The 26,269-nt window shown below is 41.3% G+C and carries 19 protein-coding genes and 2 pseudogenes; 9 read left to right on the top strand and 12 right to left on the bottom strand.

Annotated elements, in window-relative coordinates; all coding sequences use genetic code 11:
* Positions 1-28 precede the first annotated feature (28 nt).
* The 4 genes and pseudogenes from ACR5KR_RS16655 to ACR5KR_RS16670 form a co-directional block, all read right to left on the bottom strand.
* A pseudogene (locus ACR5KR_RS16655) lies at positions 29-772 on the bottom strand (Uma2 family endonuclease).
* A 36-nt stretch (positions 773-808) separates the two neighbouring features.
* Positions 809-1,447: pseudogene (locus ACR5KR_RS16660) on the bottom strand (Uma2 family endonuclease).
* Positions 1,448-1,603: 156 nt separating this feature from the next.
* Complete coding sequence (locus tag ACR5KR_RS16665; RefSeq protein ID WP_448267238.1) at positions 1,604-3,520, bottom strand: sensor histidine kinase; 1,917 nt, start codon at positions 3,518-3,520, stop codon at positions 1,604-1,606.
* A 125-nt stretch (positions 3,521-3,645) separates the two neighbouring features.
* Complete coding sequence (locus ACR5KR_RS16670) at positions 3,646-9,552, bottom strand: trifunctional serine/threonine-protein kinase/ATP-binding protein/sensor histidine kinase (RefSeq protein WP_448267239.1); 5,907 nt, start codon at positions 9,550-9,552, stop codon at positions 3,646-3,648.
* A 191-nt stretch (positions 9,553-9,743) separates the two neighbouring features.
* Between ACR5KR_RS16670 and ACR5KR_RS16675 the strand changes: the two genes are divergently transcribed.
* The 4 genes from ACR5KR_RS16675 to ACR5KR_RS16690 all read left to right on the top strand — a co-directional run bounded on the left by ACR5KR_RS16675 (position 9,744) and on the right by ACR5KR_RS16690 (position 12,670).
* Positions 9,744-10,469 (top strand): pyridoxine 5'-phosphate synthase, encoded by a 726-nt coding sequence (locus ACR5KR_RS16675; RefSeq protein WP_448267240.1) that lies wholly within the window; start codon positions 9,744-9,746, stop codon positions 10,467-10,469.
* Between the two features lie 174 nt (positions 10,470-10,643).
* Positions 10,644-11,363 (top strand): SnoaL-like polyketide cyclase, encoded by a 720-nt coding sequence (locus tag ACR5KR_RS16680; RefSeq protein ID WP_448267241.1) that lies wholly within the window; start codon positions 10,644-10,646, stop codon positions 11,361-11,363.
* 62 nt (positions 11,364-11,425) lie between these two features.
* A complete protein-coding gene (locus ACR5KR_RS16685; protein WP_448270229.1) occupies positions 11,426-11,755 on the top strand; it encodes an MgPME-cyclase complex family protein in 330 nt (109 codons plus the stop codon).
* Between the two features lie 261 nt (positions 11,756-12,016).
* Positions 12,017-12,670, top strand: coding sequence for a hypothetical protein (locus ACR5KR_RS16690; protein ID WP_445631399.1), 654 nt, complete (start codon positions 12,017-12,019; stop codon positions 12,668-12,670).
* A gap of 278 nt (positions 12,671-12,948) precedes the next feature.
* Here ACR5KR_RS16690 and ACR5KR_RS16695 read toward each other — a convergent pair whose 3' ends face one another.
* From ACR5KR_RS16695 to folD, 3 genes are all read right to left on the bottom strand, one after another.
* Entirely contained in the window at positions 12,949-13,404 is a 456-nt protein-coding gene (locus ACR5KR_RS16695) for a divergent PAP2 family protein (RefSeq protein WP_094350479.1), read from the bottom strand.
* A gap of 318 nt (positions 13,405-13,722) precedes the next feature.
* A complete protein-coding gene (gene crtE / locus ACR5KR_RS16700; protein WP_448267242.1) occupies positions 13,723-14,655 on the bottom strand; it encodes a geranylgeranyl diphosphate synthase CrtE in 933 nt (310 codons plus the stop codon).
* A 175-nt stretch (positions 14,656-14,830) separates the two neighbouring features.
* A complete protein-coding gene (gene folD, locus ACR5KR_RS16705) occupies positions 14,831-15,718 on the bottom strand; it encodes a bifunctional methylenetetrahydrofolate dehydrogenase/methenyltetrahydrofolate cyclohydrolase FolD (protein ID WP_448267243.1) in 888 nt (295 codons plus the stop codon).
* A gap of 390 nt (positions 15,719-16,108) precedes the next feature.
* On the opposite strand from folD, the gene ACR5KR_RS16710 reads away from it, so the two are divergent.
* From ACR5KR_RS16710 to ACR5KR_RS16730, 5 genes are all read left to right on the top strand, one after another.
* Positions 16,109-16,525 carry a hypothetical protein gene (locus ACR5KR_RS16710; RefSeq protein WP_448267244.1) on the top strand — a complete coding sequence of 139 codons (417 nt, stop codon included), beginning with the start codon at positions 16,109-16,111 and terminating at the stop codon, positions 16,523-16,525.
* Positions 16,526-16,539: 14 nt separating this feature from the next.
* Positions 16,540-16,974: an NUDIX hydrolase gene (locus tag ACR5KR_RS16715; protein ID WP_448267245.1), complete on the top strand. Its 435-nt coding sequence runs from the start codon at positions 16,540-16,542 to the stop codon at positions 16,972-16,974.
* A gap of 320 nt (positions 16,975-17,294) precedes the next feature.
* On the top strand, positions 17,295-18,398 hold the full coding sequence (locus ACR5KR_RS16720; RefSeq protein ID WP_448267246.1) for an AI-2E family transporter: 1,104 nt from the start codon (positions 17,295-17,297) through the stop codon (positions 18,396-18,398).
* A gap of 396 nt (positions 18,399-18,794) precedes the next feature.
* Positions 18,795-19,541: a hypothetical protein gene (locus tag ACR5KR_RS16725; RefSeq protein WP_445631393.1), complete on the top strand. Its 747-nt coding sequence runs from the start codon at positions 18,795-18,797 to the stop codon at positions 19,539-19,541.
* Positions 19,542-19,550: 9 nt separating this feature from the next.
* A complete protein-coding gene (locus ACR5KR_RS16730; RefSeq protein WP_445631392.1) occupies positions 19,551-20,168 on the top strand; it encodes a DUF4231 domain-containing protein in 618 nt (205 codons plus the stop codon).
* Positions 20,169-20,425: 257 nt separating this feature from the next.
* Here ACR5KR_RS16730 and ACR5KR_RS16735 read toward each other — a convergent pair whose 3' ends face one another.
* The 5 genes from ACR5KR_RS16735 to psbB form a co-directional block, all read right to left on the bottom strand.
* Positions 20,426-21,556, bottom strand: a complete 1,131-nt coding sequence (locus ACR5KR_RS16735; RefSeq protein ID WP_445631391.1) for a sensor domain-containing diguanylate cyclase — start codon at positions 21,554-21,556, stop codon at positions 20,426-20,428.
* Positions 21,557-22,039: 483 nt separating this feature from the next.
* Entirely contained in the window at positions 22,040-22,774 is a 735-nt protein-coding gene (locus ACR5KR_RS16740; RefSeq protein ID WP_448267247.1) for an HAD family hydrolase, read from the bottom strand.
* Between the two features lie 161 nt (positions 22,775-22,935).
* Positions 22,936-24,000, bottom strand: coding sequence for a 30S ribosomal protein S1 (locus tag ACR5KR_RS16745; protein WP_445631388.1), 1,065 nt, complete (start codon positions 23,998-24,000; stop codon positions 22,936-22,938).
* 377 nt (positions 24,001-24,377) lie between these two features.
* Positions 24,378-24,485 carry a photosystem II reaction center protein T gene (locus ACR5KR_RS16750; protein ID WP_084227385.1) on the bottom strand — a complete coding sequence of 36 codons (108 nt, stop codon included), beginning with the start codon at positions 24,483-24,485 and terminating at the stop codon, positions 24,378-24,380.
* Between the two features lie 113 nt (positions 24,486-24,598).
* On the bottom strand, positions 24,599-26,128 hold the full coding sequence (gene psbB / locus ACR5KR_RS16755; RefSeq protein WP_448267248.1) for a photosystem II chlorophyll-binding protein CP47: 1,530 nt from the start codon (positions 26,126-26,128) through the stop codon (positions 24,599-24,601).
* Between the last annotated feature and the right edge of the window lie 141 nt (positions 26,129-26,269).

Below are 26,269 nucleotides of genomic sequence, written 5' to 3' on the forward strand. Positions count from 1 at the left end.
TGCGAAATAGATTCTTTGCTAAAATCCCTCACAAAATATCTGGATTTTCACCCAACTCTCTCAATTTAGCTGCTAAACGAGCCGCTTTTGCAGCTGCGGCTTCGGCTTATGCAACTGCGGCTTGTGCCTGTGCGACAGCAGCTTCGTCTGGTGATAAAACCAAATTGCCAGCGACATCGTAAAACCGCAACCATACCGCCGTTTCTCTGTCTATTGTTCCTTCATAAGTTCCCAACCATAAACCTAACTTTTGACACCACAACCAACCACGCTCATTTGGTGTCAAAGATTGATATTGCTGATTATGATCTAAATGCCACCCTTGCAAAGAAGTCGGGTCAAAGGGGTCATAGACAAAATAATCTGAAGTATGAAAAGTTTGTTCGTAAAGGTCTTTCTTAACAGTCTTATCTATTTTGGCTGTGGATGGTGACATTAATTCTACAATCACATCAGGATAACGACCGTTTTCTTCCCACACTACCCAACCTTGACGAGAATTAGTCCCGTCCACATTCAAGACAGCAAAGAAATCGGGGCCGCGGAAATCCTGGTTACGTACTTGGGCGCTGCTGTAATAAATAAACATATTGCCACCAGTAAAAAAATCATTCCGGTCAGCCCAAGCTTGCTGCAATGACCGAATCAAGACATTCATGGCAATACGGTGGCGATTTGATTCCAAGGGTTCTCCATCATCAAAAATTAAATCTGTGGGCGGTGTGGGGTGTTCCCAGTCTAGAATGGCTCTTGGATTGTTTTCGGTAGTCATGAGCGATCGCCTTTCTCAGAAAGCTTTAGATTTTTATCATAAATTATTCTTTACCCAATCTCGAAAATTACGCATAGCTTGACTTCTCCCAATTGTTAAGCATTGCTGTACATATCTATTAACTAATTCAACAATTGGGATACCAGGAAAATTAGGACTAGATTCAGATTTTATATATTTACCTTCTGTTTAGCAAGAAAATTTCTAAACCTTGTTGTGTATGTCGCCAAAGTTCAGGAACTCCCAAAATTTCATAATTTTGAAATCGAGTGCGAGAAGTAATATCAATTTCGATTGCTAAATCTGGTGGTGGATCTATATTTAAATCTATGCGGTTTTTGCCAATTATAGCAGCTTGATTTTGAATATAAAAACTAGTATCTGGTTCTACTGCTTGACGCATTTGTTCATTTTTAAGTATTGTGGAACCAAAAGGCTCAAAATCAATTTGTAGTATTTCTAACAAGATTTTGACTAAATCACCAATAAGTTCTTTATCTTTTTCGTGTTCTGGTGGGGAACCATAATTTCTAACCAACCATGACTATAAGAAATACGTGCAGCACGCCTTTCTCCCATTTCTGCTAAAATATCTTCTAACTGCTGCCAACTAATATCTTTAAGTAACATTTGTTGACCAGGTTTAACAATAATTTGTTGTAATTTTAAAAGCATACCACCTCAAAGAGTTGATGTAGTAATAATTGTATGTAGCAGATGGAATTTCCAAATCAACTTTCTTAAAGTATATCGCCTCTAGCTATGAGTGTATAATTAGCCAAAATAATTCATTGATATAATCTTTGACTGTTTTAATTTTGTCAGCAATCTTTAATTTTTACTTGTTAAAGGGATACGGATAATAAACTCTGTACCATATCCTGGGGTTGAATCAACTTCAATAGTCCCTCGATGTTTATCTACAACAATTTGATAGGCGATCGCCATTCCTAATCCGATTCCTTTACCCACAGGTTTAGTAGTAAACATGTGGTCAAATACCCGTTGCCTGACATTCTCTGACATCCCAATACCATTATCGGAAATCTGAACGATCGCGCAATGATTTGATTTGTCAATTTGGGTTTGGAGCTTAATTTGATTTGGGTTAGTTTTAAGCTCCTCAAAACTTCGTTTTTGGCTGGCTTCTTCTAGTGCATCAATCGCATTCACGAGAACATTCATAAACACTTGATTGAGTTGCCCTGCGTAGCATTCTACTAGCGGTAGATCGCTATATTGCTTAACGATCTGAATTTCTGGTAAATTGGGCGTGGCTGTAAGGCGACGGTTCAAAATCATCAGAGTGTTATCTAATCCTTCATGAATATCTACAAATTTCATATCTGCTTCATCGAGGCGCGAGAAATTACGTAGCGACAGTACAATTTCACGAATGCGTTTGGTTCCCACTTGCATTGATGCCATTAATTTGGGTAAATCTTCTGCCAGAAACTCAATATCAAGGTCTTGAACGCGATCGCTAATTTCAGGGGTAGGATTTGGGTATGTTTGTTGATAAAGCTTGAGCAAATCGAGGATATCTTGACAGTAAACGCTGGCATGGTTGAGATTGGCATGGATAAAATTGGCGGGATTATTGATTTCATGTGCCACTCCAGCCACTAATTGTCCCAGACTAGACATTTTTTCGGTGTGGATGAGTTGAGCTTGAGTATTTTGCAATTCTTTCAGGGTTTTGCTGAGTTGCTGCGCCTGCTGGCTAGAAATCAAGGCGCGATCGCGAATCTGTTCATATAGCTGCACCTGTCGCCACGCACTAATCAACCCAATCAATAGCAATCCTCCCAAAACTGTAGCCAACAGGTTCAACGCCTGTAATGGCGATTCAATATTTTCTTTTGGCACAATTAACGCTACTGACCAATTTGCTTCTCTGAGGGGAGTGTAAGCAACATAACTCCATTTACCATCAAGTTGAAGCAATTCAATATTTGTGCGTTTAGCTAACATTTTCTGGCTAATTTCAACTAATCTGGGATTGCGCGAGTTCAGAAAACTTTTGGCAGCTTTTTCGGGTGTACCAATTAGTTCTTTGTTGGGATGGGCGATGGGAACTCCTTGAGAATTCAGCGCAAAGGCATAGCTGACTTTACCTTGATGTAAATTGCCGATCGCCTCAACGACTCGGTTAATTGGAATTCCTCCCATTAAAACACCTGCTGGCTTTATGCCTGTTTTGGCAGGAATCGGCGAACTAATCTGAATCTGTAACTGTTTAGTTGTGCGTCCAATAATTGGATCGGTTGCTACTGTTTCACCCGCTATACTCCGCTGAAAAAATTCTCGGTCTTTAACATTGAGACGATCGTGATGAGTATTAATTAATGCAGCATCCGGTGTGACCAATCCCATGAGCAAAAACGTTTGCAGCCGCTTCAACTCAGATTGTAAGTAAGGTTCCATTATAGACCAATCGAGCGATCGCACTACAGTAGTATTTGCCAAAGTTTTAATTTCTGTCTTCCGAATGGCTAACCAGTTATCGATATCATCCTGACCTCGCCGTGTTTTTAACAGTACTTGTTCTTTGAGACTAGTGAGTAGCAATCCCTTAACAATCTTGTAACTAGTGATAGCTGTGGCACTAATGCTAATAGACAGAATTATCACAATTGATAATAATATAAACTTCCGCGATCGCCATTGAAATGAGTAGTATTTTTTGTTGCTTTGGGCATTCCATCGGAGATGAATTTTTGACCAGATTTTCTGCAATTTCAGCATGATTGTAGCTTTCCTACCAGTTACATTTTAAAAACTAAAAATAAAAAGTGCTGAGTAATTTCTAGTTTACTCAGCACTCAACACTCAGCACGGGCTAAACGCCCCGCTACCGCTAACAGCACTCATTATTGTTGTTGAGCAGAGATTTGAATGACAAACTCTGTACCTTTTCCAAGTTCGGAAGTACAAGAGAGCGAACCGCCATGTGCTTCTACCACAATTTGATGAGCGATCGCTAATCCTAATCCAGTGCCTTTTCCGACAGGCTTAGTAGTAAATAAATGGTCAAATACTTTTTGTTTAACCTCTGGTGACATCCCCACGCCATTATCAGCAATCTTAATCAAAACATTTTGACCTGAATCTACTACACGAGTTTGAATAGTGATGCAATTGGGGTTGGCAAGAATCGCTTCCAAACTGCGTTCTGTATTATATTGTTCAAGCGCATCAATGGCATTTGCTAACAAGTTCATAAACACCTGATTAAGTTGTCCTGCAAAGCATTCCACTAGGGGTAGTTTGCCATAATTCTTCACCACCTCAATTGCTGGACGGTTTTCATTAGCTTTTAAACGGTGTCTGAGAATCAGAATAGTACTGTCAATGCCTTCGTGAATATCAAAAGGAACTTTATAGTCCTTATCTGCTCTGGAAAAGGTTCGCAAACTGGTACTGATACTACGAATCCGGTTAACACCCAATTTCATCGAGTCTAGTAATTTAGGCAAATCTTCGCGTAAATAATTCAGATCGATGGCATCAATTTCATCTTGAATATCTAAACCGGGATTGGGAAAATTTTGCTGATAAAGATTAATTAATCCAAACAAATCTTTAACATAATCTTTGGCAGGTTCAATATTACCAGCAATAAAGCCCACAGGATTGTTGATTTCATGAGCAACACCTGCTACCAGATTGCCAAGGGCAGACATTTTTTCATTTTGCACCACTTGCAATTGCATCGTTTTGAGTTCTTGCAACGCTTGTTCCAACTGTTGTTTTTGCTGCTGTAACAATTGTTGTGCTTGTTGGCGTTCAGTAATGTCTTCAGATGTGCTGAGGATGCCAAAAACGTTTCCTTCTCTATCTTTTAGAGGAATTTTATTTGTATTAGACCACTTATGTTTTCCATCTACTTGTTGCACGGTTTCGATAATGTTGAGTTCCGCTTCCCCAGACTCAATGATGCGGCGATCGCGCGCTACAAAAAAATCTGATTGCTCGCTAGTCCAGCCAAGGTCATAATCTGTTTTACCAATAACATTTTCTGGTACTCCTAGACCCCAAGTTTGCGTAAACTTATGATTACAGCCTAAATAAACACTATTGCAGTCTTTCCAGAAAACAGACTGGGGGATATTGTCAATAATTAATCGTAAAAATTGTTCAGTCTGTCCCAGGTTTTCTAGAGTATTTTGTGCTTGCTGATAAAGCCTAGCGTTTTCTAGGGAAATTGCAGCTTGAGTACATAATAAATTGAGAATTTCGACGCGATCGCTAGTAAACGCTCCAGTCATTAAATTGTTTTCTAAATATAAAATCCCTAACAGTTTCCCTTGATAGAGAATCGGCGTACACAGCAAGCTTTTGGGTTGCTGACGAATAATATAGGGATCGGCTATCAACGCCGGATGCAATGTTGTATCAAGGATAACGGTAGGTTCCAGGCTGCGTTTGACGGCGTAAATTAGGCTATGAGGAACATCTGCACTATCTTCCACACAAATGGACTGTAACACCGTTGATTGCTGCCCAACTTGAGCCATCGCCTCAACTAGCAATCTATCTTCTTTAAGGAGTAGTAACGCACACTTATCTGCTCCAGCATTTTCAATCACCACTTGTAGCAGCTTCGTAAGTAATTTATCCAGTTCAATTTCACTCGATAAAGTTTGAGAGGCTTTTAAAACTGTTGCCAAATCTAGCATTACTGATGTATTGCTGCTAGAGGTTACTGATTTATGAATACTTGGGTGGAAGGTACTAATGCTGTCAATATTTGCGAACGTCTCATTGGGTGTGAGTAGTGAACGCTTCTGTTGTAAAATTGGGGCTAGCAGTTGTGGATAACGCTGTTCTAGATCGTCGACTTTGGCTTTAGCATCCCAACGGGTGTAGCAATAGTAAGCATTAATCAAATATTCTTGAGCAATGCGTTCTTTGCCCCATTCTAAATAGAACTTGGCTGCAAGCTCGTTGGCGAGAGCTTCTTCGTTGACATATTCGTTTTCTTTAGCTTTAGCAATGGCGCGATCGTATGACTCGATTGCATCCATATACTTGCCAGAAATTCTTGCTATTTCCGCAGATAATAAGAGATATCGATGTAGAAAGTTGTCTGGGCAACTATTCGCCCAATTCTTCTGAATTTGTTGATGCTCGCGAATAATTTCCCAATACTGCTTTTTCTTTTCTAATGTCACATTGGGATAGAGAGCTATCAAGCTGAGTGGATAATAGAAATGATACTGAATAATTGGGAAAAAACCAGAGTTACAACCAAGAGTTTTCTCAGCTTCTTCTGCTGCTTCCACAGCATCTGTGTAACGACCATAAAGGTACGATAATTGGATTTTGAGAAAGCAGTACCAATTAATTCCATGATCGAAATTGTTCTTCTGTCTCCATACTTCTATATAGGGAATATCTTCGTTATTGCGAGCGTCTAATAAATCGGTTTTTTTAGATATATCTTGCAAATTCAATAAGAACTGGCGCTGTAAAGTAAACGCATACAGCATATTGACATCATTAACCTGTTGGACATAACTCAGATATTTTTCAGTTTCCGCGTAAACCTCTGAGAGGCGATCGCCCTTAATTAACATTGCCCAAATCAAAAACGAAACCGCCCAAACACCAAACACCAAATTTCCAGTTTCTTGACAGACTTGGAATGATTCCTGAGAAAGTGGCAAATTCGTTTTCAAATGCTGATTATAGGGATTAATCGTGTGTGCAAAGATATTATTGGTCTTAAAAATAAATTGAGTACTATTAAAGTAACGATCGAGTTTTAGTGCTAATGTACCGAACTCATAAGCAGTTTGATAATTTCCTTGATTTGCTAGACTCATCCCATATATACAGTAAGCAAAACCAGAGCTTTCTGCATTGCCATATTTAAATGATAAATTGATCGTTAATAGAGGAACCAAGCAAGTGAGATATTCATCTCCTCCCATATAAGCTGCTGCCCAAAGGTCAGCTAAAATACCCATACAAACCTTTTGATCTCGATCTGTCGTCTCAGGCAGATCGAATAAATCTGATATACGAACCGTTTGCAGTTTAGCTTTTAATTCTTGAAGTTCAGTTTCGATAGCAGCTTGCTGTTCTTCAGGAGTGACTGGCAGATGCATTTCCATAATGCTCAAACCTTTTACTCCAGCTTCAATGCTAGCTGCGATATTTTCCCCCTGAGTCATTTTCAGATACATCTGAATCCGATAAATCTCTACTTTTTCAAACCTATCTTGACTTTGAGATAACGCTATCTCAAATAATTTCTCGGCTTGGTTAAAACTGCCAGTTAGATATTCACATTCTGCGGATTCTCGATATAATTCAAACGTAATTTTATAGTTAGTTAACCAACTTTCTGCTATCAGCAAACTTCTACCTAATGTAAAATATTTCAGGGCTGCTTTATAAGCAGTAGAAGCTTTTGCTTTCTTACCAGCAATTAGATTCAGTTGAGCAAGTTCATATTTTTGAGATTGTCCATCAATTATGTCAATTCCTTCATTTAGCTGATTAACAATGTCAAAAATGCTGGTTTCAAGCGCTTCAGGTGATGTATTGTTTAACAGTAATTGCCCAATCTTGAAATGAGTAGCTTTTCGTTGAGATTCAGGGATAAGAGAGTAGGCCGCTTGCTGAACACGGTCATGAAGAAATCTGTAAGAGCAAGAGTCAGGAGAATTGTGTTGCTGAAATTCTGAATTATGAATTCTAAATTCAGACTCATCATGGTAGAACTTATAAACCTCACTGGTAGGAATAATCAACCCATCTTGTACAGCCTTCCAAAAATCTGTGGCTGTTTCCAACTGAGATTTTTCATAGACGATCGCTAATGTCTTTAAATCAAATTGGTTTCCGACACAAGCTGCTAACTTCAAAACTTCTTGAGTTTTTGCTGACAATTTCTGAAGCTGAATTGCCATAAACTCTACTACATCATCGGTAAGAGCGAGCGATCGCACCTGAGCAATATCACATTCCCAATAACCACCATCAAAATTAAATGTAATTAGTCGATCTTGATGTAGCGCTTTGAGAAACTGGGTGCTGAAGAAAGGATTCCCTTTAGTTTTGCTCAATATTAATTCTGTTAAAGGTGTGGCTAAAGCTAAAGAGCAACTCAATGTATCTGCAACCAAATGATTGATAGAAACCCGATCGAGGGGTAATAAGGTAATCGTATTGACTGTGGCATCTAATTTCTGAATCTCTGCCAAAGTCAGCATCAACGGATGTACTGGGTTGACTTCGTTATCTCGATAAGCACCAATTAACAATAAATAGCCGATGTCAGCTTCACTCATTAACAAGTGCATTAAGTTTAAAGAAGCAGCATCTGCCCATTGCAGATCGTCAATAAAGATCGCTAATGGATGTTCTGATGCAGTGAAGACTTGAGTGAATTTCAAAAACAGCGAATTGAAGCGATTTTGTGCCGCACTTCCAGAGAGTTCCGGCGCAGGTGGCTGTTTACCAATCATACTTTCCAGTTCTGGAATCACCTCGATCATTACTTGTCCATGCTCACCCAAAGCAAAAAGAATTTTGCGCTTCCACCGCTCAAATTGGGCATCAGTTTCACTCAGCAGTTGCCTGATTAAGTCTCGAAAAGCTTGCACAAAGGCAGAGAAAGGGATGTTGCGCTGGAACTGATCAAATTTACCTTTAATGAAGTAACCCCGTTGTCGTACAATTGGCTTGTGGACTTCGTTTACCACAGCAGTTTTGCCAATGCCAGAGAAGCCCGCTATCAACATAATTTCAGTGCTTCCCTGGCTGACTCTCTCAAAGGCATCCAGTAAATTTTGAACTTCGGCTTGGCGACCGTAAAGTTTTTCTGGGATGATGAAGCGATCGCAAATATCCCGCTCACCCAATTGAAAGGATTCAACCCTGCCAATTTCTTGGAATTGAGACAAACATTTTTCTAAATCAAATTTTAGCCCTAATGCACTCTGATAGCGGTCTTCAGCATTTTTCGCCATCAATTTCATCACAATTTCACAAAGAACTTCGGGAATTTCTTCCTCCCTGCCCCCTGCCCCCTGCCCCCTACCTCCTAATTGCTCTGGTTGCTTGGCAATATGACAGTGAACCAACTCCATCGGATCGTTAGACTTAAAAGGTAGATGTCCAACCAGCAATTCATAGAAGGTAACGCCGAGGGAATAGTAATCACTGCGATAGTCGATTGCGCGATTCATCCGCCCGGTTTGTTCTGGAGAAAGGTAAGCGAGAGTACCTTCTAAGACATTAGGACTGTAAATTTCTTGGGTTTCTCTGGGTAAAAGAGAGGCAATACTAAAGTCAATTAACTTGACTTGCTTAGTTTCTGGGTTGATAAGGATGTTGGCTGGCTTGATATCTTTGTGGATAATTCGATGGCGATAAAGTCCGTCAAGAGTATTACTCAGAGCGATCGCAATATCCAAAAACTCTGTCAAAGTATATTGGTTGCTTTCCATTTTTTGATTGAGCCAATCTCTAAGGGAAATACCACCAAAATCCTCCATCACCAAAGCATAGCTGTTGCGGTAAGGTTCCAGACTGTAGGGACGAACAATACCGGGTAGGTCAAGATTTTTAGCAATAGTGTACTGATTACGGAACAGCAGCAGTTCATTGAAACTAGGATACTCTTGCTGGAGCAGTTTGATCGCAACCGGCAGTCGATCCGCCTCTCGAATAGCACGGTAAACTACGGTTCTAGAGCCTGCATAAAGTTGTTCGCTAATTTGATAGTTCAAAAGCTTGTCCATCGGCTCAACTGCTGTATTCATACTTCATCAACTCTTGTGAAATCAGCTACTTATTTAAAGTAGTTTGCCCAAGAATAAGCTTTTGCTAACTCAGTTTTCTTTTAAACAATTGCATTGTACGCGTGTAATCTATGTGTAGCTCTTTCAGCAAAACTACCGCTATTTCCGGTAAAATCAAGTTCTAAGGACTGTGGATTTGGGAGAAACCTGGAGTGCCTACACTTGGCGTTAACATTGACCACATCGCCACTATCCGGCAAGCGCGGCGGACGGTGGAACCAGACCCGGTAGCGGCGGCGGTGCTGGCAGAATTAGCGGGTGCTGATGGAATTACGGTGCATTTGCGTGAAGATCGGCGACATATCCAAGATCGGGATGTGCGGATATTGCGGCAAACAGTGCGATCGCATCTTAATTTAGAAATGGCCGCTACAGATGAAATGCTGGCGATCGCTCTCGATATCAAACCAGATTACGTGACTTTAGTCCCCGAAAAGCGCGAAGAAGTCACAACCGAAGGCGGACTAGATATTGCCCTCCAAATTGCTAGAATAGGTGAGATAGTCGATAAATTGCAAAGCGCTAACATTCCAGTTAGTTTATTTATCGATGCCGAACCAGCACAAATCGAATCATCTGTCAAGATACAGGCGCAGTTTATTGAATTGCACACCGGACAATATGCTGAGGCTAAAGATGAAACAAATCGCCAGCGAGAATTAGCCATATTAGCAAAAGGGTGTGAACAAGCAATTCAAGCTGGATTGCGAGTCAACGCTGGTCATGGACTCACCTACTGGAACGTTTATCCGGTGGCTGCGCTTCCAGGCATGGAAGAACTGAACATTGGTCATACGATCGTCAGTCGGGCAGCATTAGTAGGTATGGAAAGGGCAGTCCGCGAGATGAAGCAAGCTATAAGAGGGAATGAGGCATAGGGGACAAGAGGCAGAGGGGCAGAGGGGCAGAGGGGAAAAACTTAATGCAACTTCTCCCCTGCCTCCCCTGCTCCCCCGGTTACTGAGCTTAGTCGAAGTATGCTCCCTATATAAAAAGAGGGGTTGTCACTGCGAAATCTAGAAATTGGGATCGAATCTTCAGCAAAAACTTCTATGAGCGCAACACAATCTAACAACCTGCCACTTTGGGTACAGGATCGGGATAAGGTGATAGCAGAAAGTACTGATGTCGAGTGGCGCTATCAGACACCGCCTGATTATTCCCGTTCAAAAGAGAATCTTGCTAAAGAAAGTATCTATAATCATCTTGAAGGAACACTGGAAGCGATCGTGCAAAACTTGGTGAGAACCTTTGAGATGGAGGTATCTTTCAAAGCTAACCCGCAAGAGTGGTTATCTATTGTGAATGACAACTTTCGCGTCAGTACTAATGGCGGAGTAGAGTATACCGCAGCAGATTTATCAGCCCAAGGTACTTACAATTTATTTATGGCTGATTCAGAGCATTACAAAGCTTCAGAAGAAAGCTTTGAATCATCCGCAAAAGTCTTCCACACAACATTTCCCCAAGGATTTCCTTGGGAAGTAATGGAAGTTTTCTCTGGGCCACCGAATGTCACATTTAAATGGCGGCATTGGGGACATTTTAACGGAGAATATAAAGGCCATGCACCTACTGGAGAGACAATAGAGATTATCGGTATGAGCATTGCAAAAGTTACCGATGACTTGAAAGTTATTTCTTTAGAACACTACTTTGACAATAATCTGTTCTTAGAAAAGCTAACATCTGGTGGCAAACAGATAAAATCTGAAAACCAAAAAAGTGCTTGTCCGTTCAGTTCTTGGTTCAAGAAATCCCAGAAAAGTTAGTTTTGTCAGGGTACAGAGTCACTGTGCCCTGAAATTATTCACATAGCAACCAAAGGATGAAAATGCAAACATACCATTACGTTTTGGCAAGTCACCGCTTTCTTCTCGAAGAGGAACCGATACACGAAGTTCTCAAAGAACGCACCCGTAACTACCACGAACAAGAAAAACAAATAGATTTTTGGTTAGTTGAGCAACCAGCTTTCTTGGAAACACCGCAGTTTACAGAGCTAAAAGCGAAGTGTCCCCAACCAGCAGTAGCAATTATTTCTACAAATCCTCAATTTATTACTTGGTTAAAACTGCGTTTAGAGTACGTCATTACTGGAGAATTCCAGGCTCCTTCTGAGGCAATACCAGATGCTTTGGCATCGTTAGCTACCGTATCTTAGGCATAGCGCATTGGGGCATAGGGCATTGGACATTGGGCATGGAGAAAAGACAAGGGAGAAACTTGTTCAATAATTCCTCCTTGTCCCCTTGTCCCCTTGTCTCCCCTGACCCTCTGCCTCTTCCCCACTCCCTAATTTGATTTTTGAGTAACAAAATATATTTTTTGACACATATTTCATCACCATACTGAAGTAGCTAGGTTTTCAGCTTTTTTCTTATAAAATCTTCTAAGACACCTTAATTTACATAATCTAACTTTTGTGCATAGATTTCAGAATTTACCAAGTGTTTTAGGATTAGCGATTGTAGGGTTGATTGGTGGCATGAGTTCTGTACTTGCTCAAAAAACCATTCCCTCTTGTCAACCACCAAATACGGGTGAGTATCTTTTATTGGTAGTCAGTCCCACAGCAAATAATCAAAAGCAGTTACGTAGCGCCTTACCACCCGAACTTAAAACTATCACCTGCAAATATCTCAACGAAACCGTGACGCGAGTCGGAGGTTTTAATAAAATTGACGATGCCAATCGTTGGGCAAGATATGTCAGCAATATTGTTGGCTTGTCTGCCATAATTACCACTCGACCAACGACAACGGCAGATGTGCAGCCACAGTCACAGCCCAAACCACCTCAGCAGACAGTCAGCTATAATCCTCAAGCATTAGGAGAAGGTTATGCAGTACTGGTAGATTATTACAACCGTCCAGAACTAGTAAATAGTGTGCAGCAAGTGGTCGGAGGTAACGTCGGTTTTGTTTCTTATGGACAACGCCCTTACTTGCTAGCAGTTCATACCACTAACCAAACTGAAGCGTATAATACATTGCAAAAGCTAAACAATGGCGGTTTCGTTGCCAGCCTAGTAGATAGTCGTAAAGTGATTTTGCTGCGCTCGACTGTGCGGTTTTAGCTATCTTAAGTTCACTGGTATCCTGATGCGATCTACCAGACGTGGTAATTTGTCAATTGACCTAATTTGTGATTTTAAATTCAAAATTTCAAAGGGTTTCCAGGGAATATATTTATACTCGCTTTGCGTGAAGCAAGTTATTTGGAACAAATCCTTTCATTTTTAATTCCCTAAATTTATTCACGGGGTAAATCTAAAATCCAAAATCCAAAATTGATTGACAAATTACCAGTTATTAATGATCAATAGCCCCTCAAACAAAGATTTATTGCTCTAGTTTAATAAGCAGACCTAGCTAACCAATAGATGGTTATACCCAAAGCCGATCCAGCGATTACTTGGACTGGTGTATGTCCGAGTAATTCTTTCAGACGGTCTTGGCTAAAGTCTGGTTTTTCGTGAAATAATTCATCAATCATTTGATTGAGAATACGAGCTTGCTTACCAGCCGCTTGGCGAACTCCAGCTGCATCATACATGACAATGATGGCAAAAACGATCGCAACGGCAAAATCAGGAGATGCCCAACCCAGTGTTTGCCCTACACCAGCGGCTAGAGCCGTAACCAGAGCCGAATGGGCACTGGGCATACCTCCGGTTGTCACCAAAACACGCACATTCAGTTTGCGATGTTTGACGATCTCAACTACGAGCTTTAATGCTTGAGCAATTAAACAAGCTACCAGAGCAACCAGCAGCACCCGGTTGTCTAAAATGTTGCCTATGTCCTGCATGTTATTTTGGTTAGGTTAGTAAATATTAGCAGCAGTTGTTGATTGAGGAAACATTTAGATTCAACCCAAAATTTCCAAATCGATCTATCACGTTGGAAAAAGACCAACAATTCAAAATAGTCTAAAAGCTGATTTGATAAGCTTTTGTAATTTTGAATCAGTGAATTTTTAATTTCGTTGGGCAGTAGTAGTACAGTATGGTGTAAATAAACCACCCATTCCCAATCAATGAAACGTTTGCGGTATAGGAATTACGTTAGCGCCAGCGGCAAGCGACGCAGGAGCGTCATTACGAATTAGGAATTACCCAAAGCGTTACTAGTTATTACGGCTGGTAATAAAATGAGCGATCGCTTGGAGTGGTTTAGCTCTATCTCCAAATGGTTCTAATTCCACACAAGCTTCTTTAACTAGCTCTTGGGCAATTGATCGCGATTCCTCAAGTCCCCAAAGGCTGGGATAGGTAACTTTCTGAGCTTTTTGGTCTTTGCCAGCTGTTTTACCTAATTGCTCTTGAGTAGAAGTGATATCCAAAATATCATCGATGATTTGGAATGCTAGCCCAATATTTTGAGCATAACGGGTTAGCCGCTGCACATCTTCAGGTGATGCATTAGCAATCAGCCCGCCACAAACTACGCAAGCTTCCAACAGGGCGGCTGTTTTGTGTTTATGAATAAAATTTAGGGTTTCTAAGGAAATATCAGATTTACCTTCCGACTCTAAATCGACAACTTGACCGCCGACCAAACCACCTGCCCCCAAGGCTCGACCAAGACGGGCAATAACCTGTAAAACTACCTCTCTCTTAACGCTTTGAGGGGTTTCAATGGCAACAGATTCAAAAGCAAGAGCCAACAAGCCATCGCCAGCCAAAATCGCGACATCTTCCCCATAGACTTTATGATTCGTCAGCTTTCCCCGACGGTAATCGTCATTATCCATCGCTGGCAGGTCGTCATGTATCAACGACATTGTGTGGATCATCTCCACAGCACAAGCTGTTGGCATGGCCATGTCAATAGTTCCACCCATCATTTCACAGGTGGCAAGACAAAGAATGGGACGTACACGCTTACCTCCAGCTAATAATGAGTAGCGCATTGCCTCATAAATCTTTTCTGGATAAATGACCGAGATAGACCGATCCAAAGCATTATCACAAAGCTTTTGTCGCTCTTTTAAATAAGCTGCTAAGTTAAATGTGGCTTCTTCTGGTGGTGTCTTTTGGACGTTATCAGTTGCTACCATTCTTTAATTCCTGACATTTTGCGATTTTTGCCTTATACGTCACAATTTTAAGGTGCTGGGGGACTGAAAAAAATGAAGAGTTAGGAGTTAGAAGTTAGGAATTAGGAGTTAGGAGTTAATAACTCTTAACTTTTAATCGATCGCTTTCAACTTTTAACTTATCACTTGTGACTCCTCACTCTCTTTCTTCTTTTGCCGCTTTAGAATAGCTAGCAAATGTATTTTCCAACAATATGGCAACAGTCATCGGGCCGACACCACCAGGAACTGGGGTGATAAATCCTGCGACATCAGCGGTTGATTCAAAATGGACATCGCCAATGAGACGACTTTTGCCATTAGCATCGGTGACGCGATTCATTCCCACATCTACCACAACAGCGCCCGGTTGCACCATATCAGCAGAGATCAATCCGGGACGACCTACTGCTGCAATTAGAATATCAGCATTTTGGGTGATGGTTTTGAGGTCATGCGATCGCGAGTGAGCGATCGTGACTGTGGCATCAGCTTCTAATAGCATCAGCGCCATCGGTTTACCCACCAAAATACTGCGCCCTACCACTACTGCTTGTTTTCCCTGCAAAGGAATCTCATATTCTTGTAAAAGCCGCATCACACCAGCCGGGGTGCAGCTACGTAACCCAGTTTCTCCCCGTACTAATCGCCCCAAGTTAACTGGATGCAGTCCATCAGCATCTTTATCGGGATCGATTTGATGTAGTAGAGTTACAGCATCCAGGTGGTTAGGTAAGGGCAATTGCACAAGAATGCCATCCACTCTTTTGTCGTGGTTGAGTGCAGCAATTACCTCTTCTAACTCCTCAAGGGTAGTTTCGGCAGGAAAATGCTTACCAAAAGAAGCGATCCCGACTTTAGCGCAAGCTTTTTCTTTATTGCGTACATAAGCTGCTGACGCTGGATTATCACCAACCATCAACACTGCTAAACCAGGCGATCGTCCAATTTTTGGTTGTAATTGTGTAATAGCAACAGAAAGTTCTTGCTGAATTTTTGCAGCTAATGCTTTCCCATCAAGGATTTTGGCAGTTTTTGTTTCCATGAAAATTCCCAGCTATGTTCGCTTTTTGTCCAAAGTCCAAAATGAAAATATTGATTCTTAACTCTTGACTTTCGACTATTATTGTGTTGCTGTTTGATGTCGTAGCGTTTCTCTCACAGTAAATTCATAATGTTTATTTTCTCAGATCAACGGCATCATCTGAAGAATAAAGAATTGGGAGATTGAGAGAGTGGGAGAGTGGGGGAGCAGAGGGGCAGGAGAGTGAGAGAGTGAGAGAGTGAGGGAGTGAGGAGACAAGGGGACAAGGGGACAAGGAGATAAACAAAACTCCTAACTCCTAACTCAGCACTGGCTCAACCTTAGCTATCCGCTAACAGCACTCAGCACTCAGCACTCCCAATGCCCAAAATAAATAAATCGGTGGCTTTTATGCGACAAATAAGAAATTTATCTCTTTCGTTCTTGTACGGGCACAGTATTGTTCCTTACCGTTTGGGGTTAAGTTTTTTTCTGATAGCAGGACTTTGTAGTTGTGGTAACTTGACATCGCCTGGTTTACGTGGTGCTGGCTTAAAAATTGGTACAAATGTCACTCCAATTGGAGAAATTAAACCAAAACAAGACAATCAGGCTATAGTTTACATCCAAGGTCAGGTAGAAAAGCAAGCTCCCCTGATCAAACAATGGGCTTATAAAATTAAGGACTCAACGGGCAAAATTTGGGTTGTCACCAATCAAAAAAATCTGGGTGAAGGTTCAGAAGTTGTAATTAAGGGTAAAGTTCGCTACCGAAGTATTCCCTTAGCTGGCAAAGAATTGGGGGAAGTTTATTTAGAAGAAGAATAATTAAAAATAAAGATATGAACAATCAACAGGTGCACGTAGCGATCGCAATTCTCTACCAGAAAAACAAGTTTCTCATGCAACTGCGTGACAACATCCCCGGTATTCTCTACCCTGGTTATTGGGCGCTGTTCGGCGGTCACATCGAACCTGGTGAAACGCCAGATGTAGCGGTAAAACGAGAAATTTTAGAAGAAATCGGCTACGATCTACCACCTTTTATTGAATTTGGCTGTTATCCCAACGAAAGAGTTGTCCGTCATGTCTTTCATGCACCACTCTTAGTGGAATTAAATCAACTGGTTCTAAATGAAGGCTGGGATATGGCGTTATTTACACCAGAAGATATTCGCCAAGGTAACTGTTATTCACAAAATGCTGGCGAAGTGCGACCTTTAGGGACAATGCATCAGAAAATTATGTTGGATTTTATTGAGAAAAATCTAACATAATTTGGGGATAAGTCATAAGTCATAAGTCATTTGTCATTGGGAGTGCTGAGTGCTGTACATGGATAGCGGGGCGTTGAGCCAGTGCTGAGTTAGGAGTTAGGAGTTTTGTTTATCTCCTTGTCCCCTTGTCTCCTCACTCCCTCACTCCCTCACTCCCTCACTCTCTCACTCTCTCACTCTCTCACTCTCCTGCTCCCCTGCTCCCCTGGTTACTGAGCGTAGTCGAAGTATGCTCCCCTGCTCCCTTGCTCCCTTGCTCCCCTACTCCCCACATCCCTAGAAGCCAAAATAAAGTTAGAACTCTTATGAGGTGATCGCTAATGCAATCAGCAAACAAACTGCCGCGATGGTTAACTATAGGATTGGCATTTCCCATTGCTATTCTCAACGGCTGGCTATTGCTCCAAGTTATACAGTATTTTCAACCCTTAGTTAGCATTATCGCCGCCGCCATCCTACTAGCTTTTGTCTTGAACTATCCAATCCAGTTTCTCCAAGAACAAGGAGTGAAACCCAACTTAGCGATCGGGGGAGTGTTGCTTTTGACTCTGGTGATTTTAGTAGGTTTAGGCATCACCTTGGTTCCCTTGATTATTCAACAACTCGTTGAACTGGCTAATATTTTGCCCAGTTGGATTGATTCTGGTACTCAGCAGCTGCAAGCTTTTCAAGATTGGGCGTTAAGTCAACAGCAACTTCCGATTAATTTAAGTGGTTTATTCACCCAAGTTCTGGAACGATTATCTAACCAACTTCAGTCCTTCACTGGTAGAATTCTTGGTTTTGCTGTCGATACCATTGGTATTGTCCTCAATGTGCTGCTGGCGGTAGTGCTGACTATATATTTAATATTGAATGGTGAACGTCTTTGGGACGGAATTTTTCAGTGGTTTCCCCCTAATATTGGGCCAAGAGTACGGGAATTACTGCAAGAGGATTTCCACAATTACTTTATCGGTCAAGCAACATTGGGAGCTGTGTTAGGGGTGACAATTACTCTGGTGTTTTTGGCGCTGCAAGTTCCCCTAGCTTTACTTTTTGGTATTGGTATTGGTTTATTTTCACTCTTCCCCTTTGGTACGGGGGTAGGTATCGCCATAGTAAGTTTGTTGGTAGCGCTGCAAAATTTTTGGTTAGGGGTGGAAGTCTTAGGTGTAGCTGTTGCGATCGATCAAATTAATTCTAATATTATTGCACCTCGAATTCTCAGCAATTTGACTGGCTTAAATCCTGTGTGGGTGGTGATTTCTTTATTGCTGGGCGCAAAGTTGGGAGGAGTACTGGGTTTGTTAATTGCGATCCCTATTGCCAGCTTTATCAAAGATACAACAGATAGCTGGCAAGCTGGAGAGTTTAATAAGATAGAGGATATAGAGTCCGAACCTGTTACGGTAATAACTGATAGAGCTGGAACTTATAGTTAAAATCCAATCATTCAGATGAACTTAAAAACCAGCGATTTTGTCTATAAATAAAGTGCAAAATCATAATTTATGATGCAAAAAAATAAGAAGCTATTAATTTGTGCATCCAAAGTTTTCCAGCAAGCAAAATAATCGTAAAAAACTTGAGTGTAAGTGTAGTCTGCACTTGTCTACGAGACACTACGCAAAGGACAAAGCTCTGTTACCACAGCAAGCATCGCCATTTACATACATTTACTTATAAAAGGAAATCTGGTAGCGCATTAATCAACGATCAACCCTGACAAAAGTATCATAAAATTCTTTATTTTTCAGGTGAAAACGGAATACAACACTTGCAGAAAATGACTGTGAGGCACTACGCTGGGAAACCTAAGCAGTCAGTATTTTTAAAAAATGAAAAGTTGTTTAAAGCTTACCTTTGACAATGGGAAAACAGCACTAGCGACTCAAGTTGAGCAACCAAAAGAATTGGCTTATGCTCTTGAGGAAATAGGGCTTGGCGGTTCGCGTCCTGTTTTAGTAATAGTGGGGGGTGCAAGTAACATCAGTGAAGCTGATTTTCTTCGTATTCAACGGTTGTTTGTGGAAGTTTTAGCCCCTATGGCCGAAACGTTGGGGGCTTATGTCGTCGATGGGGGTACGGATGTAGGAATTATGCGAATGATGGGTGCGGCTCGTACTCAAATAGGTGCTAAGTTTGCTTTAGTTGGTGTGACACCTGAAGGCAAAGTGGCTTTACCTAATCATTCGGAAACTGTTGCTGATTTAACACCGTTAGAGCCAAACCATACTCATTTTGTACTAGTTCCTGGAAAAAATTGGGGCGATGAGTCTCCTTGGATATCTGGCGTTGCGACTATGCTGGCCAATGATGCACCTTCAATGACAATACTCTTGAACGGTGGTGAAATTACCTTTAAGGATGCCTTTTTTAGCGTTAATAGCGACAGGATAGTTCTTGTGATTGCTGGTAGTGGTAGAACCGCAGATATACTTGCAGATGCTTTGCGTGGAAAAGCTACTGATGAACGAGCTAAAAAGCTGGCTAAATCTGGTACATTACAATACATCGACTTAATCGACATAGAGAAAGGAGTTGATAATTTAGGCAAAGTAATTAAGGGGTTACTTTCTAATTAGGAGTAAAAAATGGCTAAAAAAAATAGTTATCATGAATTTTTAAAAGAAGATTTTAACAAGTTATTTGCAGGTATTAACTTAGGTGATGTGCAAAAACATTTTTTGCGATCGCGCTGGTTAGAGCAAGTACTATGGATGGAAAGGAAGGCGAATACATCGCGCGATCGCCATTATTTTTTACGGGTAACAACTATTATTGGTGGTGTCGTTCTCCCGGCATTAGTAAGTCTAAATATTAACACTAATTTCAAACCTAACAATCGGGATAGGGATATCCTTATGTGGTTAACTTTTGGTTTGAGCCAAATAGTTGCTATTAGTGCTGCCATTGAAGAGTTTTTTCACTATGGGGAACGCTGGCGACACTATCGCCGAACAGTTGAGTCTTTGAAAACCCAAGGGTGGCAATTCTCGCAGTTGACAGGCCCTTATCGGATTTATCCAAGTCATCAACAAGCATTTAATCTATTTGCAAGTCATGTAGAAGATATTATTCAGCGAGATGTGGAAATATATGCTACTCAAGTTGTACAAGAAAAGAAAGAAGAAAAACCTAATCAGGAAGACGATATCCTTCTGCAAAATACAAAGATAACCAATTTAGAAGAGAATAAAGACGAAGAATAAAATTAATTCAATAAACTCTTCTCTGTTAGATAAAAATATAATAATAGCTATAAATAAAGTTCAGTATAGTAATCGGGATAATGAAGTTTTGATTATTGATGGACTTTATCTAAATTGCAATAAATTAACGTAATTTAAACGAATAAAAAGCTAAAAAGTATAAATTGAGAATTAGGTCAAGATAGCGGAAGAACTGTCGGGAATGAAAAAAGAGATAAAAAAGCTGAGTATTAACACTAGATATGCTTTCTAAGGGATTAAAAGCTGCTATTGTTATTGCTAGAACTTCGCTTGGCACGTTTTTGCTGGTACATTAACTCATCTGCCTGGAATATGAGTTTTTCCAATGAAACATCTTCGTTGATAACGCACTCTTGAACTCCAATACTCATTGATAGATGATAATTTCTACTTGAATTCTGATTAAATAAATCAATGTTAGTTTGTAGGCGAACACTAATTGCATTCGTATGATGTGAACATTTAGGAATGAATACAACAAACTCATCACCCCCCCATCGGGCAACGATGTCAGAATCTCGATAGGTTTGACTTAGTAAGTCTGCGGCGTCTACTATTACACGATCTCCAACTTCATGTCCAAACGTATCATTGATTTGCTTTAATCCATCTATATCTATAAATAAGAGACAACAGGGCTTGTGTAGCTGATTAGCTAATTTTAATTGCTGATCTGCAAATAGAAAAAAGCCTCGTCGATTGTACGTTCCGGTTAATTCATCTGTTAGAGATAAGCGCCTAACTTCTGCCTCAACTTTTTGATGTCCTTCTATTTCTTTTTCTAATGCAGCAGTTCGATTATGGACTCTTTGTTCTAATTCATGATAAATCTGCACGTTTTCCATTGCGACAGCCGTTGTGTCTGCCAATGCCTGTAATAGCTTTACTTTTTCTACCGTTGGCTGATGTAACGTTGCCCAATATATTCCAATTGCACCGATGGGGTTACACGTTCGGATCGGCACCATTGCCAAGCTTTTTACAAAAGTCGGTTGGTAAGCTGCAAATGGAATCCGTTGATCTCCATAAATATCGCTAATCACAACGGATTGGCGGTTTTGCATTGTATACCCACTAATGCAAATACTCATCGGGAAGCGTTGCCCTTTCCATAAAGGAGCGATCGCATCTTCATCTGCGTAATAACATTGATCTCCATCTCGTAGCACAAAACTAGCCCCATCTGCCCCAGTCAACTCACGCGCAGACTTTCGTACAATCTCCATAATTTGCTCTAGCGTTCGTGCTAGTGACAATGCTTGAACAACCTCAATTAAATGCTCTATCCCCTGAACATAAGACATTTCAACTTTGACATCATTAGAATCAGAAATGATGACAGGTGAAGCAGAGCTTTGAAAATTCATGTGCTTACACCAATAAAAAATGATCGAAAATTAGTTGAGACTGCGATCGGATCGCGATGTCTTTATTCTCAAAAACAAAGTAAACGCATCTTATTTGTATAATGCTTACTGAAACCTTGGTTTAAAGCATTATTTATTTTTGGAAATAAAAATTTGAAATCCTTGTTGGATATGGATAACAGAATTTAAATGCGTTTACCCTAATTTTAAAAAATTTATTATTTTATTCTATGAGAGATATTACGGATTTCTTTAACTATCTATCTAAAGAAAGGTTGCAAAATTATATTGATATGTTAATTTAACATGATTTTTGCGAATAAAATAGAAAGCTTCTTCTCACGTATAGACAGACACTACGGTATACTGGCTTGATTTGACACAGATATTCTGTGACATAGATGATTTCTGTGTCATTTGAAAACTAATGTGTCAGAAAACGCCTCAAATGCCGTTTTTTGAGTTCATTGAACTCGCATTAAATTAATCCTTTAAAATCTTGATTTCATCAAGTTGATTAATCACCACATCTGCACCTCGGACGTTATCTGAATTACCTACCCAAGTGATACCAATACAACCTGCGGCTTTAGCATTACGCGCCATTTGCATATCCCCAACTGAATCACCTACCATCAAGGTAGCGCTCGGTTCAACTCCCAAAGCTTGGCAAGCTTGCAAAAATAGCACTGGATCTGGTTTACTTGGCCCTTCATCTACGCCCATTTCTAACTGGATATAATCGCTTAACTGGTGATTGGCTACAAAATTGCGTACTTCTTCAGTTGTCGCAGCCGAGAGAATGCCAAGTTTTAGACCACCCTCCCGCAGGTATTTCAAAATTTCTAGGCTACCTACAAACAGTGGTGAAGGAGTTTCTCCAATGTATTTTTCCGCTTCATCCAAAGCTTGACGGGCTATTTTTAAGCACTCAAACCATCCTCTTCCTGTTTCGGCAATATATGCCGCAGCCGCAACTTCTGTTTCACGGCGGCTTGCTACTGATATTAAACCTGCGGGATCTAGAAAATTGCCATTGATGCCAAATGCCATTAATAGGGGTTCCCCAGTTCCAGGAATTTGAGCATCTATTAATCTTGCTGCTTTTTGTGCGAGCGATCGCAAATACGTTTCTGAATCTTCTAGAGTACCGTTTTTGTCAAACAAAATTGCCTGGATATTATCAAAAGTGATATTTTTACATTGAATGGTTGCCATAATATTTAACTTCTAACTACTTTCAATTTTTCTACAGACGCGATTAATCGCGTCTCTCCAAACTTATTCTCGATTCTCGACATAAAAAAAGAGGGTTTTTCCCTCTTTATAAAATGATTTGATACTCTTACTTAAAAACAAGTAAAACTATAAAAAATCTATTACTCTTCAATAGCTGCTGGAATTTCCTCTTCAATTTCCGTCGCTGCTGGAATTGCTGTTTCAAATGCCGCAACTACTGGAATATCTTCGTCAAGTTCTGTTGCTGGTGGAATATCTTCGTCTGCAAGAACTTCCCCCGGTGTAGCCGCAGCAGTAGCACCTTGCTGCTTGGCTAATAGCTGTTCGCGATACTTAGCAGCCATTTCTTCTGCCTTATCATAAACCAAATCTCGGTTTTTAATCATGTCACCGGGTTCGGGTTCTAGCTGCTTGGTAGATAGGGAAATGCGACCCCTTTCTGCATCCAAATCAATGATCATAACTTTTACTTCATCATTGACATTGAACACGCTATGAGGTGTATCAATATGTTCGTGAGAAATCTCAGAAATATGCAGTAGACCACTGACGCCGCCAATGTCGATGAAAGCACCGTAGGGCTTGATCCCACGAACAGTACCAATTACTACTTCGCCGACTTCTAGGCGGTTCATCTTGCGCTCAACCAACGCCCGACGGTGAGATAGAACGAGGCGGTTACGTTCTTCGTCCACCTCTAGGAATTTCAACGGCAGATCCTCGCCGACCAATTCTTCTTTAGGTTTGCGGGTACTGATGTGAGAACCTGGGATAAAGCCACGTAATCCCTCAATTCGTACCAATGCTCCACCGCGATTGGTTGCAAATACGCCAGAACGGACAGTCGCATCTTCTGCTTGTAACTGCCGCACGCGTTCCCAAGCCCGCATATATTCAATACGGCGAATGGAAAGGGTTAATTGACCATCTTCGTTTTCATCGGTAAGGATGAAAAATTCGCGCGTTTCGTTTGACTGTAATACTTCTTCCGGGCTATCCACCCGGTTAATAGACATTTCTTGTATAGGTATATATGCTGCGGTTTTAGCACCAATGTCAATCAGAGCGCCGCGCGGCTCTATACTGAAAACTGTTCCTGGGACAACATCACCAGGGCTAAAATGATAATCGTATTTGTCAAGTAGAGCAGCGAAATCTTCGTGAGTGAATCCAATTTCTGTAGCGGTTAAATTCTGATTGACCATGCTGATTTGTTCCTGGTTCTAGTCTCCGTAAAGGTGGTGCGACAATTGCGATGCGTTATGCAAGCAGTACTATGGCAGCTTACACAAAACATCCTTTTTCATCCTAGCGCAGAAAAGCTAGCATTAACACATATCTACTCCCAAGATTGGAAATTATATCACAATATTTGGTCATTGGTCACTTGTACTGAGCGTCTTGCCCTGAGCGAAGTCGAAGGGAGCTGAAGTATTGGTCATTTGTTATTGGTTAGTAGTGAGAAGCAACATAAAGGACAAAGGACAAATGACAAATGACAAACACAATAATATCCGTTGCCACCATACTTAGTAGCAACGGATATTAAGATTAAATCCGCTTAAAAGTCTGTGGATAGGATCTACTTATCTTTTGGTTTCTCAAAGCGAGGGGGTTCGCGAAATGCGATCGCAAAGAAGAGAGTACCTATACACAGAGTAAAAATCAAGATGTACGCAACGCTTTCCATATTACGATTTCCTCTTTATCCAGCCAGTAGTTAAAGTTTTTAATGCTGAGTCACTTGAGTGCTGAGTCAGAGGCTTAACTCAGAACTCAGCACTTCTTTACTCAGCACTGAAATTAAAGGGCTTCTTTCCGGCGGGTTGACTTGTCACCCACTTTTTGGAATAGACCCCACTCAACTTGCTCTTCAAGATCGGCGTCAACACCAGCAAATACGTCTCGGTAGATTGTCCGAGCGCCATGCCAAAGATGACCAAAGAAGAACAGCAGAGCAAATACGGCGTGTCCAAAGGTAAACCAACCTCTAGGACTGGTGCGGAATACACCATCAGAGTTCAAGGTTTCTCGGTCAAATTCAAAGATTTCACCACCTTGAGCTTTACGGGCATACTTCTTCACATCAGCTGGTTCTGTAAAGGTCTGACCATTCAGATTGCCACCGTAGAAACTAACGGTGACACCAGATTGCTCGAAGCTATACTTAGATTCTGCCCGACGGAAGGGAATGTCAGCGCGGACAATTCCATCGGCATCAGTCAAAACCACTGGGAAGGTTTCAAAGAAGTTGGGGAGACGACGCACGGTCAATTCTCGTCCTTCGGAATCTTTGAATACGGCGTGACCTTGCCAAGATTGAGCAATGCCATCACCCTTTACCATTGGCCCTGTACGGAATAGACCGCCTTTGGCGGGGCTATTACCGACATAATCATAGAAAGCCAATTTTTCAGGAATCTGCGACCAAGCTTGCTCAAGGGTTGCACCTTGGCTAACGTTTGTTTGGACGCGGCGCTGAATTTCTTGACGGAAGTAGTTTTGATCCCATTGATAGCGGGTAGGGCCAAACAATTCGATGGGAGTGGCGGCGTTACCGTACCACATAGTACCAGCAACCACGAAAGCAGCAAAGAAGACTGCTGCAATACTGCTAGAAAGTACTGTTTCAATGTTCCCCATCCGTAGGGCTTTGTAGAGCCGTTCGGGGGGTCTAACTGTCAGGTGGAATAAGCCTGCAATAATACCAACAACACCAGCAGCAATGTGGTGAGCCGCAATGCCACCAGGGTTATAGGGGTTAAAACCATCTGGACCCCATTCTGGTGCTACTGCCTGGGCGGTGCCAGTTAGACCATAAGCATCAGAAACCCATATCCCCGGCCCAAATAGTCCAGTGACGTGAAAAGCACCAAATCCAAAACAAAGTAGACCAGATAAGAACAGGTGAATGCCAAACATTTTTGGCAAGTCGAGAGCGGGTTCACCAGTGCGGGGATCTCTAAAAAGTTCCAAATCCCAGTAAACCCAGTGCCATACGGCGGCTAGAAATAGCAGACCGGAAAGAACAATATGAGCGGCAGCAACACCTTCAAATGACCAAAAGCCAGGATCGGTTGATGGCCCACCAGTAACGTTCCAACCACCCCAAGATTGAGTAACACCCAAACGTGACATGAACGGCAAGACGAACATTCCTTGACGCCACATTGGGTTGAGAACTGGATCGCTAGGATCAAAAACAGCTAGTTCGTAGAGTGCCATCGAACCAGCCCAGCCAGCTACTAAGGCTGTGTGCATTAGGTGTACAGAAATCAGTCGCCCTGGATCATTCAGAACGACTGTATGTACTCGGTACCAGGGTAGTCCCATCGACTACGCTCCTCCTCGATGAGTTAGTTTACAAACCAATTTTCTTACTGAGGTTATGAAAGACGAAAATCGCCACTCATAAAACTCTCTCTTGTTTTTTGTTATTGCCACCAGAGTATCACCACAGCTTAGTCTTAATAA

The sequence above is a fragment of the Nostoc sp. DSM 114159 genome, assembly GCF_053470285.1.